This is a genomic window from Paracoccus aerodenitrificans, from assembly GCF_027913215.1.
GTDB lineage: Bacteria > Pseudomonadota > Alphaproteobacteria > Rhodobacterales > Rhodobacteraceae > Paracoccus > Paracoccus aerodenitrificans.
This window is the reverse complement of the sequence record NZ_CP115784.1, coordinates 2,559,903-2,572,223: the sequence shown is the minus strand read 5'-3', so window position 1 is coordinate 2,572,223 and position 12,321 is coordinate 2,559,903. Positions and strand designations below refer to the sequence as shown.

Sequence of the window (12,321 nt, the reverse complement as noted above, 5' to 3'; positions counted from 1 at the left end):
GTGGCGCTGCGAGTATAATTGTTCCCGAGATGCGAAAGATGCAGATGCGCGGGCCCTGTCTTTCGACGCATGCCCGCAGGCTGCCTGCGCCATCATCGTTAAGATTGGTTACAGTGACCAACTCACCCCCGCGCCATCCGGTTGCTGAGGCACCATAGCCGCTAGCTCCGGGGAAGGCCGGGCCAGAGGCGAATGCTGATGCAGGCAGGGAAAGGGTAAGCGCCGTCAACCCCAGCGCCCTGAGCATTTTTCTGTCAATAATACCCATAGCCTCCACCGAGATTGAGCTGCCTGTAACGATGCGGTTCGATATCGTTGATGACGGTTCCGGCCAGTTTGATGCCGCTATCCTCCAGGCGCTCGACGCAATTCAGAAGTGCGCGTTCGGGCGTTTTGCCGGCTCTGACGACAACGAGTGTCTCATCCGCCATGACGCCCAGCCTTGCCGCGTCGGCAACACCCAGCGTCGGTGGTGTATCCATTACGATCAGATCATAGGCCGATATCAGGCGCGGCATCAGCTTCCGCGCGAATTCGGCGGCAAGTTGCGGAGTCAGCATCATATTCTGCTCAAACCGGATAAGGTGAAGGCCATCGTAACCTTCAACCGGGACGACTGCGTCATTCACCTTCAGATCGCCGGAAATTAGCCGCTCGACACGGATAGCACGAGGATCGTTAGCGATAATCCGGCTGGCCCCTCCGCGCTGCGTATCGAAATCCAGCAGCAGAACGCGCTGCCCTTCCAGCGAAGCAATCGCTGCCATCGAGGTCGAGACGGTTGACTTACCTTCATTCGGAAGTGCCGAGGTGATCATGGCGATTCTGGGGCTGCGGTCGCGCGAATCCTGGCTGGACCAGATCGTCAGCAATGAACGGATCGCTTCACTGTATTCCGAACGTGGGAAGCGGCGCAGGAACCAGATCGGCTGATGATCCCGGCTGAACAGACCGCGCCTGCGGATGCGCGGCAGGTTGCCGAGATTGGGCAATTGGCTGACATGCGCTGCCTGTGCGCCGGTCCAGATCTGGCGATTCATTGTGCTGCGTAGCATGGCGAGGATAAACCCAAGCACCAGAGAGGCGGGTAACGCCAGCGCCATCGTCGTGGGAATATTGGGCCAAGAGGGCTCAAACGGCACTTCGGCGCGGGTGATCTGCCTTGCATCGGGCTGGATCTGGTCGCGCTGAGGCTCAAGTTGGCTCAGCCGTTCGACCATTGTCTGATATCGCGTACCCAGCAGATCAACGGTACGTTCCATCCGGCTGAGTTGCATTTCATTGCGGGTACGGGCACCAAGCTGCTCTTCGACCTTCGCCAGATCTGCTTCAAGACGTCTGCGCTCAGCCGTGTCGCCTTCGTTCCGGGTATCCATCACCTCCAGTACCGAGGCGATATGCGTGCGTTCACGACGCAGCCTTTCGGGGAGTTCTTCGTCGTCCAGAAGGTTTTCACGGATGAAATCCGCCAACTCCATCTGTTGTATCGTCAGATCCTCACCCGTCTGTTCAACTTGTTGGCGCAGATATTCGGTCGAGCGTTCAAGCGTTTCGACCTGCTGGTTCACCGATGTTTCGATGAAACTGTCGACCACCCCGTTTGCAATAGACGCAGCGAGCTCGGGGCTGTTCGCCTTTGACCTGATCGAGATGACAAGGCTTTCACCCGACCGCTCCAGCTCATAGGCGCCCAGTACCTTATCGACCACGTCGCGGGCGCGTTCATTGCTGCCAAGCCGCGGGTCGCCTTCCTCGATTGGCAGGAAGATCGTATTGTCAAACAGGTTCAGCGCCTTCGCGATATGCTCGGCGAAGTTGCGGGAGCGCAGCCTGTCGAGTTCTGTTTCTACCCGTGCACGCGTGAGATCGTACACTTCAAGCTGTGTGTCGACCTGACTGATCCGTACCTCGGAATTGGTCAGGGCCATCGCCGATTCCGATGAGTATAAAGGCGGTTGGCGGGACAAATAAAAATAGGTTCCGCCCATCACAAGAGCGGCTACGCTCAGGAGCATCCAGATATTGCGCCGCATCAGCTGGATGAATTCTTCACTGTCCATACGCTGCGCGCGAGCGGGTGAAACGGCCTTCCGGGCCGAAATGCGTGTCGTATTGTTCATGCTGTCATCCGCTGCCGCGACATCGTGCGGCTCTTATAAGATTGTCGATAAAGCCGTTCATGCCGGGAAATATATTCGTCCATCGCCATGCGGCTGATGATGTGCTGCCGCGAGACAGTACGAAGCCGCTCTCGCTCGGGTTCGGTCAGGTGAAGCAGCTCACTGACGGAATTGGCCAGAAGATCTGGTCGGTTGGGCGGGCAGACCTTTCCGCAGTCCCCGACCAGCCACGCGCAATCCCCGACATCCGTCACTACGGGAAGCACCCCTGCGGCCATTGCCTCGGCGACAGCCAGAGGCAGCGCCTCGCCCCAGGCGGAGGACAGCAAATAGATGTCCAGGCCCGGCACCAGAAGAGGAATATCGCTGCGCACGGGCAGGGCAGTCAGGCGGTGGCCGATCCCTGCAGCTTGTGCTTCCTGAACTGCTGGCCCGTCAGGCTGGCCTTCCCCGATCAGAACCCCGTGTATGTCAATTCCGCGTCCGGCAAGGATGGCAATCGTCTTTGCAAAACTGCGATGATCCTTCATCGGGTGGGAGCGTGCAATCGTGCCGACGACGGCCCGCCCGGCTGGAATTCCGGCGATGGCGGTCAGCCTTTCGTGTGCAGAAGCATTCGGTCGGAACTCATCCGTGTCGATCGCATTGGGAACAAAATCGGACAGAGAGGGCGGGAAACCGTATTCCTCATGCTGCTTTGCGGAAACTCTCGAGCAATATGTGATCCGGTCGGCGCGTCCTGACAGCAGGCGAAGCCCGCGCAGAACGGCGCGGGTTGATCTTTTTTCATTTGCCGGGTCGGACAGCGAGTGATGAATCGCCCAGATCAGACCAGTATTGCGACAGCCGCTCAGCTTGATCGCCAATGTAGCCACCAGGCAGCCATGATACATCCAGCCATGCACGGCTGTCGGCTTGCGGTTGGAAAAGAAATGCGCCAGCCCGATGATCGCCGCCGGGATCTGCCCGACCGATCCAGCTCCAAGATCCACCACCTCGACCCCCAGATCGCGAATCATCGACGCGACGGGGCCGGACGGCATCAGGGACACGACAATATGTTTATTGCGATCCTTTTCGATACTGCGGAGGTATCGGAAAAGCATGATCTCTGCGCCACCTACCGCTGTACCGGTAATAACATGCGCAACTCGTTCTTTATTCATCGGAAACAGCCGGCGGTTTACTCGTTACATACGGGGCAGGAACCTAAAGCATATTCTTTGAGAGGCAATTAAAAACTAGGAAAAATATCATCACTTAACCACGATTATCACGAAGGTTGCGTTCTTTGCCATTGCAATGCAATGAAAACACAGGCTAAGTGCAAATGCCCGCAAGGGTGGTTGTTAAGTACAGGTCAGTAGTGTGTTACGAGTGCTGGAGTTTCCCATTGCAGCTATTTTGCTGCTTATTTCGCTGCCAATTCAATTAATGGTAGCGTTAATTCTCTATATGCAACTTGGATCGCCGATTATTTTCCTCCAGATCAGGGCGGGAAAGGACGGGCGGAGCCTGGTCGTTTATAAGTTCCGCACGATGACGGATGATCGTGATGCGGATGGGCAATTGCTTCCTGATGATCGGCGCCAGACCAGCCTGACTCGGTTGATTCGCCGGTTGAGATCTGACGAACTTCCCCAGCTTTGGCTGATCGTCCGGGGCAGCATGTCGCTGGTGGGGCCGCGCCCGCTGCTGCCTTCGACGCTGAAAAGCTTCGGTGAGTTGGGTAGAATTCGCAATTCCGTTCCACCCGGATTGACGGGATGGGCGCAGGTCAGTGGCAATACGCGGCTGACCAATGATGAAAAGCTCGCCCTGGATCTTTGGTATGTCACGCATCGCAGCTTTTCGCTGGATCTCCGGATCATGCTGGAAACGCTTCTGGTCCCGCTTCGCGGTGAAGTTCGCGACCCCGACAGGCTGGAAATGGCACGGGAATGGGCGCAACAGCGTTTCGGCAGCGCGATTGAGGGGCGGTCATGAAAACGGCCTTTATCGGCGCTGTTGAGGGTTCGGCAGTCGCCTTGCGCACTTTATGCGAAAAAGGGCAGTCGCCGGATCTGGTCGTGACGTTGCCGGTTGAACTGGCCGGCGCTCATTCCGATTTTGCTGATCTTGGTCCTCTGGCCGCGGACTACGGGCTCAGGCTGATGCGGTCTCCGCGCAGTGAAAGCGATGAGGTGATGGCTGCGCTGCGCCAGCTTCAGCCCGATCTGGTGATGATTATTGGCTGGTCTCAGCTTATAGGACCCGGGATGATTGCTTTGCCGCGTCTCGGTGTTCTGGGCTTTCATCCTTCGCCCCTGCCACGGATGCGGGGGCGGGCTGTGCTTCCGTGGCAGATCCTGACGCGGCAGTCTCAGGGCGGTGCTACGCTGTTCTGGATCGGCGAGGGCGTGGATGACGGACCCATCGCCGCGCAATCCGTTTTCACGATCGATCCGGACCGGATCACCGTGCGTGAGCTTTATGATAAAGCAGTGGCCGAGATGGCCTGCTTGCTGCCGCCTCTTGTTGCTGATCTGGCGGCAGGAAACCGTCCAGCAATGCCTCAGAACCATGAAAACGCAACAATCTGTGCGCGGCGGCGGGCCGAGGACGGGATGATCGACTGGTCGCTGCCCGCCACTGAGATTGACCGGTTAATCCGGGCGGTCGGTCCTCCGTATCCCGGCGCAACGACAAGAGCATCGAAAGGGGCTGAGGTGACGATTACGGCAGCGCGTGTTCATCCGCGCGAGGGGTACTATATCGGACTTCCGGGCCAGATCCAGAATATCGACGGGCAGATCGTGACTGTTATGGCTGGTGACGGTCGCTGCATCGACCTGCTGGAGTGGCGCGGCGTCGAGAGCTTCCTGCGGCATGAAAAGCTTCGGGGGGCCTCATGCTGAGAACTATCGAAAAATCCGGTCCGGTTCTGGTGATTGCCCCGCATCCCGATGACGAGGTTCTGGGAGTCGGAGGCACGATGGCACGCCTTGCAGATGCCGGGACAGAAATCCACGTCGCAATTGTTACAACCGGCCGTGCTCCACGCTTTTCGGTGGATCAGGTTGATACAGTCCGGGCCGAAGCTGCGGCAGCGCATGCGAAGCTTGGTGTGACACAGACCCATTATCTCGACTGCCCGGCGGCGGGGTTGAGAGAATATGCGCATACAGAGCTGAACCGCGCGATTTCCTCTGTGGTTCAGCGAACCGGAGCGCAGACGATCTTTGCACCGCATCCTGGTGACATTCATCTTGACCACCAGCTCAGCTTCCTGTCCGCACTCGTCGCCGCGCGTCCGCATCAGCCAGACTACCCTACGCGGGTTTTCGCGTACGAGACCCTTTCTGAGACGAACTGGAACGCGCCTTATCTTACGCCCGGCTTCCTTCCGAATTTGTTTGTGGACATCTCTGACACGTTGCAGCGCAAGCTGGACGCGTTTGGTTTGTTTGAAAGCCAGCAGCGGGCGGCTCCGCATGAAAGATCGGTCGCATCGCTGACGGCATTGGCGACGTTGCGCGGTGCAACCGTCCACCGTGATGCTGCTGAAGCTTTCGTCACCATCCGGATCGTGGAGTGAGCCGATGCAACGCAATCAGACCTGGCCTGTCTTCGATCAGCGGCAGATTGATGCGGTTGCTGACGTGCTTCGATCCGGCAAGGTCAACGCCTGGACGGGGCCTGATGTACGCAGCTTTGAGGAAGAGTTTGCCGCCCATGTCGGCACCAGCCATGCCATTGCAATGGCAAATGGCTCGGTCACGCTGGATGCGGCGCTGCGTGCACTGAAGCTTCAGCCCGGGGACGAGGTCATCGTCAGTCCGCGCAGCTTTGTCGTTTCCGCAAGCTGTGTGCTTCTTGCCGGAGGACGCCCCGTCTTTGCAGATGTCGATCCCGACAGCCAGAACATCACACCAGCCAGTATTGTGCCGCTGATTAATGACCGGACACGCGGAATCATTCCGGTTCATCTTGCGGGATGGCCATGCGATATGGCGGGGACCATGACTCTGGCAAGGGAGCATGATCTCTGGGTGATTGAGGATTGTGCGCAAGCGCATGGTGCCCGGATCGGTGATCAGATCGTCGGCAGTTTTGGCGATTTGGGTTCTTATTCCTTCTGTCAGGACAAGATCATGTCGACCGGGGGCGAGGGCGGCATGATCGTCACCAATGCTGACGCGCTTCACGACAGAATTTGGAGCTTCAAGGATCATGGCAAAGACCGCGCACTTGTCTTTGAGCGCGACACACAGCCCGGTTTCCGCTGGCTTCATGCGGCTGAGCCGGGAACCAATCTGCGGATGACGGGGATGTCGGCGGCGATTGGCCGGGTGCAGTTGCAGCTTCTTCCTGACTGGCATGCGCAGCGCAGCAGGAATGCGGCTCGGCTTGCTCATACTCTGTCGCAGTCGGACGCGCTGCGGATTCCGCTTCCGCCGGAGAACCTTACCCATGCATGGTATCGCTTTTACGCTTTCATACGTCCCGAGGCTCTGACAAATGGCTGGGATCGTGATCGCATTCTGGCGATAGCCTCCATGCGGCAGATCCCGCTTTTTTCGGGAAGTTGCTCTGAAGTCTACCGCGAGGGCATCTTTTCTGCTGACGGCGATCACCCGCCCCGACCGCTTCCGGTTGCAAGGGAACTTGGCGATACCAGTCTGGCCTTCCTGGTTGATCCCACTTGGGACGAGACACAGCTGGATGAGCTTTCTACGGTCCTGCTGGAGATACTCGAACAGGCGACCGCCTGAATAAAACGGCATTGTGCTGTGACAGCCAGTGCAGCCGATTCTGATGTTAAGAAGTAAATGGTGGCAATTTTGACCAGTTCGCAAGCCGCGTTCAGACGCAGCATCCTGATCTGCACGGGAAATCCTGCCCTAGGCGAGGATCTGAAACAGGTCTTCTCACAACGCGGCTTCATCGCTGCAACGGCAGAGGATTCCAATTCAGCATTACGGACCCTCAGCGGTTCTGCGCCGGATGTGATGCTGTGCGACCAGTCTCTGCCGGGTGTCGAGGGCATGGCGCTGCTGCAACTGATACGCCGAGACCGCCCCGAGTTGGCCGGGATGCCGATCATCATCATATCGGAATTCGGTGAGAAAAGCGACATCGTTGCGGGCAAGCTTGCCGGAGCCGACGATTATATTGCCAAGCCGATCCACGAGGATCTTTTGCTGGCTTCTATCGATACGCTTCTGCGTATGTCAGACCGTTTGAAGGCCGCTGAAACTGTCCGTGCGGGATCCTCTTCGTCCGGGGCACAGCGGTTGCGGGCGCCTTATGTGCTGTTGGATCGGTTCTCGTTCGGCGTCATCATGTTTGACCCGTTCGGACAGATGATCTTTACCAATCGTGCCGCGAAATCTCTGTCGCGCGTCAATACATCGACCATTCGCGAATGGGTCATACGGCAGGCGGCATCGCAGAACGGACATGGCCGCGAGACCGTGGATCACGTACTGGATTTCCGCACGATCCCGACAGGTGTATCGCGCAGCAATATCCCCCAGCATCTGTTCGTTGCAACGCTGCAGTTGACAGAAAAAAGCGGAGATCAGGCAATCTTTGCGGCGGCTATTTTTCCTTCGTCCCATGTTTCCGGTCTTGGGGACGGGCTGGTTGCAGAGGCAATCGGGCTGACGCCGACCGAGGCGCGGCTGGCGGGTTTTCTGGCAGAGGGGTTGCGTCTGGACCAGATCGGAGAGGTGATGAATATCGCCAAGCCGACGGTGAATTATCATCTGCGCAATATTTACCAAAAATGCGGATATTCGCGACAATCCGATCTGATTAGCCTACTGCGCTCAGTCCATCTGAACGATGGCACCGCGCCGTCCTCTGCCACTACGCCGGAGCGGGGCAGCCAGGCAAAGGAGAGTTAGGCCAAACGCCCTATCCCTTGACAGGTTCTGGGTTCACCAGCTTTTCGTAAAGCTCTGAGACCAGCCTTACATGGACATCCCGCCCATATTTGCCGCGAACATCGGCGCGTGCGGCCTTGACCATCGTGCGGTATTTTGAGGGTTTGCGGATCAGCGTCAAAGCCGGTTCGACAAAGGCGGCGGGGGTCTCTGGCTCTACCAGATAGCCGGTCGTTCCGTGGTCGATGGCCTCCGGATTGCCGCCATGCGCGGTTGCGATCACCGGCGTCCCGAAATCCATCGATTCGATCAGCGTCCGGCCAAAAGGCTCGCTCAAAGCCGTGACAATGTTCAGATCGACACCTGCCATATAATCAGCGATTGGTCGACGGAAGCCCATCAGGTGAAGGTTTCCGGCAATGCCAAGGCGTTCTGCACGATCACGACATTGCCGGTCCAGATCACTGCCAGGTTCCGATATCTCACCGAACATCAGGCCATGAACCGGCCTGTAGGGAAGCGCTTTCCGAATCTGGGCTACCGCCTCGACAAAGCGGAGGGGCTTCTTGCGAGCGGTAAGAAGACCGAACCAGCCAAGCAGCACAGTATTTTCTGGCAGGTCCAACTCGGACAGGATCATTTGACGGGCTGCATCGGCGTCCGGGGCGTCACCGAAATCAAACGGGCTGCGGATGACGCTGAACATGTGATCAACCGAACGGATCGGTCGCGAGGGTTTCGAAAACCACGATACGCTGGCGATATGATCGGATAGAAGCGGAGCGATCTTGTTCACGCCGAATGCCGTGGGATCCTGCCTGTGATGCCAGAGATGCTTGCATCCGCAAAGCCGCGCGGGCAGCGCCCAGTTGGCATGAATGCGGCCTTCATTCGTATGCACGATATGGGGATCCAGCCGCTTTATTTCGGCCATGAGGCGGCGGATGCCCCATGTCAAATATCCAGCTGGCCCAATATCACCCGGGCGTGGATTATTGCGGGTTTTCATCAGAGGCAGATCCTCGATTACCTCAAAATCCAGACCGAGGCGGTGCGCGTGCTCTCCGACGGCGCCGGCCTGTTGATGCAGTAGAATATGCGGATGAAAACGCGTCCGGTCCAATGCCGAGATCAGGCCGAGCGCTGAGACATGGCTTCCACCAAGCCCGGTATCGCCCGCAAAGGGGAATAGGATTCGTATCGCTGTCACTCGTTAACTCCTGCGGCACATTGCGTCGGGATCAAAACATCGAATCCCTTCGATTTCTTCTGTTTATCTGAGCTGTAACATGGCGTAATCAGTTGATGAACCTCCTTGCGGAAAGCTTGGTGTTATCAGTAGTTTGTTAATCCCAGATTGATGGGGGCCATGTTATGCGACAGGCCGCGCTTCCGGCCGGAGAGTTTTCTGCGCCCGGGACGGATTGGGGCGAAAATTTCTGGCATTTCGATTTGTTTCTGGCAGCGATCACGGTCTTTGTCGCGCCGATGCAGTATTTCCGGGTCAGCTTCGCCTATATCACTCTTGCAGATGTCTTTGCGCTGCTGACCGTTCTGACGATGATGGCAAGCGGGCGTCTGCCTCTGCATCCTTTCGGACGCGGTGCTATTATCTGGTATAGCAGCGTGTTCATGCTGGCCTTCGGATTGCTGTTCAGCTCTGTCGTCAATGGTGAGCTTCTGGATGGCGCATTAGTATCCGGCCAGTACTGCTTTTCGCTGCTGATCATGCCGCTCGTGATTCTCCAGCGCCCCAGGGACGAGGCTGTGCTGCTGATCAAGGTTTTCGTGGCCTCGATGGTGGTCATCATGCTGCATGGCGCATGGTACATGGAATACGCGCCCGATGATTTGCGCTTCGTCACACGCAATGGTCGCCTCGCATCGCTGATTGAGCGTGAGAACGATGCAGGTGCGCTTGCCGCTATGTCGATCGTGTTCACGCTATGGTTGTTATTTATCCGCGAAATCAGGCTGTGGATCGCTGTCCCGGTGCTGATTCCATTGGGGTACGGGCTGTTGCTGACCGGCTCGAATACCGGATTTTTCCTGACGCTGATCGGGGCTACCGCGCTTGTCGTGCTGAGCTTTCGTGTCCGGTTGATCCTCGGACTGCTCGTTGTCGGCCTTGTCGGTGTGTTCGTGCTGTATAGTTGGGGCCATCTTTTTTTGCCTGAGATCTTTCTAAGACGCGTATTCGGAGCACTTGAAACCGGAGATGTCGGGCGCGCGGGAACCTTCTCTGATCGGATGTTCCTGATCCATGAGGCGCTGCGCCTGACCCGCGACACGATATTCGTCGGCATGGGGGCCGATCAGTATCGGATGGTCAGCGCCCACGGGGCACCGGTGCATAACACCTATCTTCTGCTGCTGGCTGAGGGCGGGCTGATCAGCCTTCTGGGCTATTTTGGATTATTCGTGACCGTGTTGTTCCTGTGTTGGCCGGTGATGATGAACCACCAGACGCGGTGGTATGCCGTGCTGACGATTACCATCACGGTGATGCTGGCACTGGTGCAGAACGGTCTGGCGCATCTCTACGCCCGCTTCTGGCTGGTTCCGTGGTTTCTTGTGATCGGAGTTTGCATATCCGTAGCGCCGGATAATCCCGAAAATCAGGATTTTTAGGGCATACCGACCGGTTTCAACGCCGCCGTTTTCTCGACCACAGATACAGCCCTGCCGCGATTGCGACACCTCCGATCATGACATGACGGGAGGTCACGCCGAACCGTGCCATCGCACTGCGGCGATAGCGCGGATCGAAGAAGCGCGTATCGGCCAGCAGGCTGCCGAACATGTTTTCCTTGCGCAGCGGCAGGTCGCGCAGGCCTCTGTGATCGCGGCGGTTCAGCGAATCGATTGCAGAGATAATGCTGCCATTATGCTCGATAGCCCGCGCCAGATCCTCTTTGCTGCAACCAAGATGCTCGGCCAGAAGATCGTTGCGGAGATCCAGCACCTGTTGCCGGTCCTCTTCGCGTTCGGCGATCAGCGCGACATCGCATTCCGTGTCGAACGCCATTGAGCGGCGGTCGATATTCGCCGACCCGACCCTCATGAACCGGTCATCGATAATCGACACCTTCGCATGCACATAGACCGGATCCTGATCCGAGTTCACCGGGTAGAAGACGCGGAAACGATCATGAGGATCAGAGGCCCGCAAATCCCGGATCATCCTGCTGCGCGTGACATGCATCGCCTGATCTTCGATCACGCCCTGAGCAGCTTTGGGATTGATGACGACAATCTCTGGCCCGTCCGGTTCCTGCAGCTTTTTGCGAACGGCGTCGGTAATGACATCCGAGGCGAAATACTGTGATTCAAGGTAAATGGTTTCCTTCGCCGAGGCGATACTGTCCAGATAAAGCTGCTCGATCTCGACGATGACGGGGCGGTCCGTTTCGGGCGGCTCGGTTCTGACAATCGCAACGTCGATATCACGGAATTCCGCCCTGAGGCTTTGCGGCCAGCGGTCCCTGCCGGGCTTGATCGGTTCTTCAAGCTCGGTATCCTGAGCGCGTTTCCAGCGGGCGCGGCACAGCTCGCTGAGGGCCTCCGCCGCCGGCCCCGACATGACCGAGGTTACATCATGCCAGGGCTGCGCAATATCGCCGTTTTTCAGCGTCCGCCGCTTGTCTCCCGGAGCATGCTCGCGCGTATCCCATCTCCCATCCGTCACGTCGATCCCGCCGCAGAAAGCAAGCGAATCGTCAATGGTCACGATTTTCTGATGGTGGCTCGCGCCAATCGGATGCCTGCCGTCAAAGCCCAGATGAACCTGATCGGGAGAGAGCAGCTTGATTTTGGCCGTCGGAAGCATCCTTCCCGGCGCGATCAGCGCCCCGCCGCTCCATTTCAGAAGATAGATCTCCAGATTTGGCCGCCTCTCAGCGAGTGCTTCAAGAAACGGGCCGATCCGGTTGGGAAGGCCATCGGGCGCATTGCCGGACTCGTCGCTTTCACCCGGCAGCATCTCGATCTCGAAATCGAAATCCCAGCCGACGAGGATAATCAGATCCTCAGCCTTCTCCAACGCTTCCCTGAGGGCGCGGAAATATTTTTCGGCATCAATGATAATTCCGAATTGTTCTGCCTTTTCGACGCGCCAGCAATTCTCGCCCGGCTGAAAGCTGAGTTGGTTCATTTTCCGTTCCGGATCCCGCTGCCTGTGTACGATTATGAACGGCCTGATGCGGGGTATGGTTCCGTGAATCGGCTGGGGAAAGAGGCGATTTAAGACGTGATTTTCTATGGTAAAAAGGCGGACATCAGCGTTTGGCGTTTGTCGGTCAGCGATGCTGCAATGCTCGGATCGTCATCAA

Annotated in this window: 10 protein-coding genes; 6 read left to right on the top strand and 4 right to left on the bottom strand. The window is 57.6% G+C overall.

Features of this window, described 5'->3' with window-relative positions; genetic code table 11:
• Window positions 1–254 precede the first annotated feature (254 nt).
• Both PAE61_RS14010 and PAE61_RS14005 read right to left on the bottom strand, forming a co-directional pair.
• Complete coding sequence (locus PAE61_RS14010) at window positions 255–2,120, bottom strand: GumC family protein (RefSeq protein ID WP_271112992.1); 1,866 nt, start codon at window positions 2,118–2,120, stop codon at window positions 255–257.
• Entirely contained in the window at window positions 2,117–3,286 is a 1,170-nt protein-coding gene (locus PAE61_RS14005; RefSeq protein WP_271112991.1) for a glycosyltransferase, read from the bottom strand. The genes PAE61_RS14010 and PAE61_RS14005 overlap by 4 nt, the downstream gene beginning before the upstream one ends.
• A gap of 202 nt (window positions 3,287–3,488) precedes the next feature.
• Between PAE61_RS14005 and PAE61_RS14000 the strand changes: the two genes are divergently transcribed.
• From PAE61_RS14000 to PAE61_RS13980, 5 genes are read left to right on the top strand one after another with little or no spacing between them, the layout of a single operon-like run.
• Window positions 3,489–4,106, top strand: coding sequence for a sugar transferase (locus PAE61_RS14000; protein ID WP_353620360.1), 618 nt, complete (start codon window positions 3,489–3,491; stop codon window positions 4,104–4,106).
• A complete protein-coding gene (locus PAE61_RS13995; protein ID WP_271112989.1) occupies window positions 4,103–5,017 on the top strand; it encodes a methionyl-tRNA formyltransferase in 915 nt (304 codons plus the stop codon). Before PAE61_RS14000 ends, PAE61_RS13995 begins: the two co-directional genes overlap by 4 nt.
• Window positions 5,011–5,697, top strand: coding sequence for a PIG-L deacetylase family protein (locus PAE61_RS13990; protein WP_271112988.1), 687 nt, complete (start codon window positions 5,011–5,013; stop codon window positions 5,695–5,697). The genes PAE61_RS13995 and PAE61_RS13990 overlap by 7 nt, the downstream gene beginning before the upstream one ends.
• Before the next feature lie 4 nt (window positions 5,698–5,701).
• Window positions 5,702–6,874, top strand: coding sequence for a DegT/DnrJ/EryC1/StrS family aminotransferase (locus tag PAE61_RS13985; protein WP_271112987.1), 1,173 nt, complete (start codon window positions 5,702–5,704; stop codon window positions 6,872–6,874).
• A gap of 60 nt (window positions 6,875–6,934) precedes the next feature.
• Window positions 6,935–8,011, top strand: coding sequence for a DNA-binding response regulator (locus PAE61_RS13980; protein WP_271112986.1), 1,077 nt, complete (start codon window positions 6,935–6,937; stop codon window positions 8,009–8,011).
• 10 nt (window positions 8,012–8,021) lie between these two features.
• On the opposite strand, the gene PAE61_RS13975 is transcribed toward PAE61_RS13980, so the two are convergent.
• A complete protein-coding gene (locus tag PAE61_RS13975; RefSeq protein WP_271112985.1) occupies window positions 8,022–9,200 on the bottom strand; it encodes a glycosyltransferase family 4 protein in 1,179 nt (392 codons plus the stop codon).
• A 164-nt stretch (window positions 9,201–9,364) separates the two neighbouring features.
• Between PAE61_RS13975 and PAE61_RS13970 the strand changes: the two genes are divergently transcribed.
• Entirely contained in the window at window positions 9,365–10,621 is a 1,257-nt protein-coding gene (locus PAE61_RS13970) for an O-antigen ligase family protein (RefSeq protein WP_271112984.1), read from the top strand.
• 16 nt (window positions 10,622–10,637) lie between these two features.
• Here the strand turns inward: PAE61_RS13970 and PAE61_RS13965 are convergent, their stop codons facing one another.
• A complete protein-coding gene (locus PAE61_RS13965; protein ID WP_271112983.1) occupies window positions 10,638–12,143 on the bottom strand; it encodes a phospholipase D-like domain-containing protein in 1,506 nt (501 codons plus the stop codon).
• Window positions 12,144–12,321: the final 178 nt, after the last annotated feature.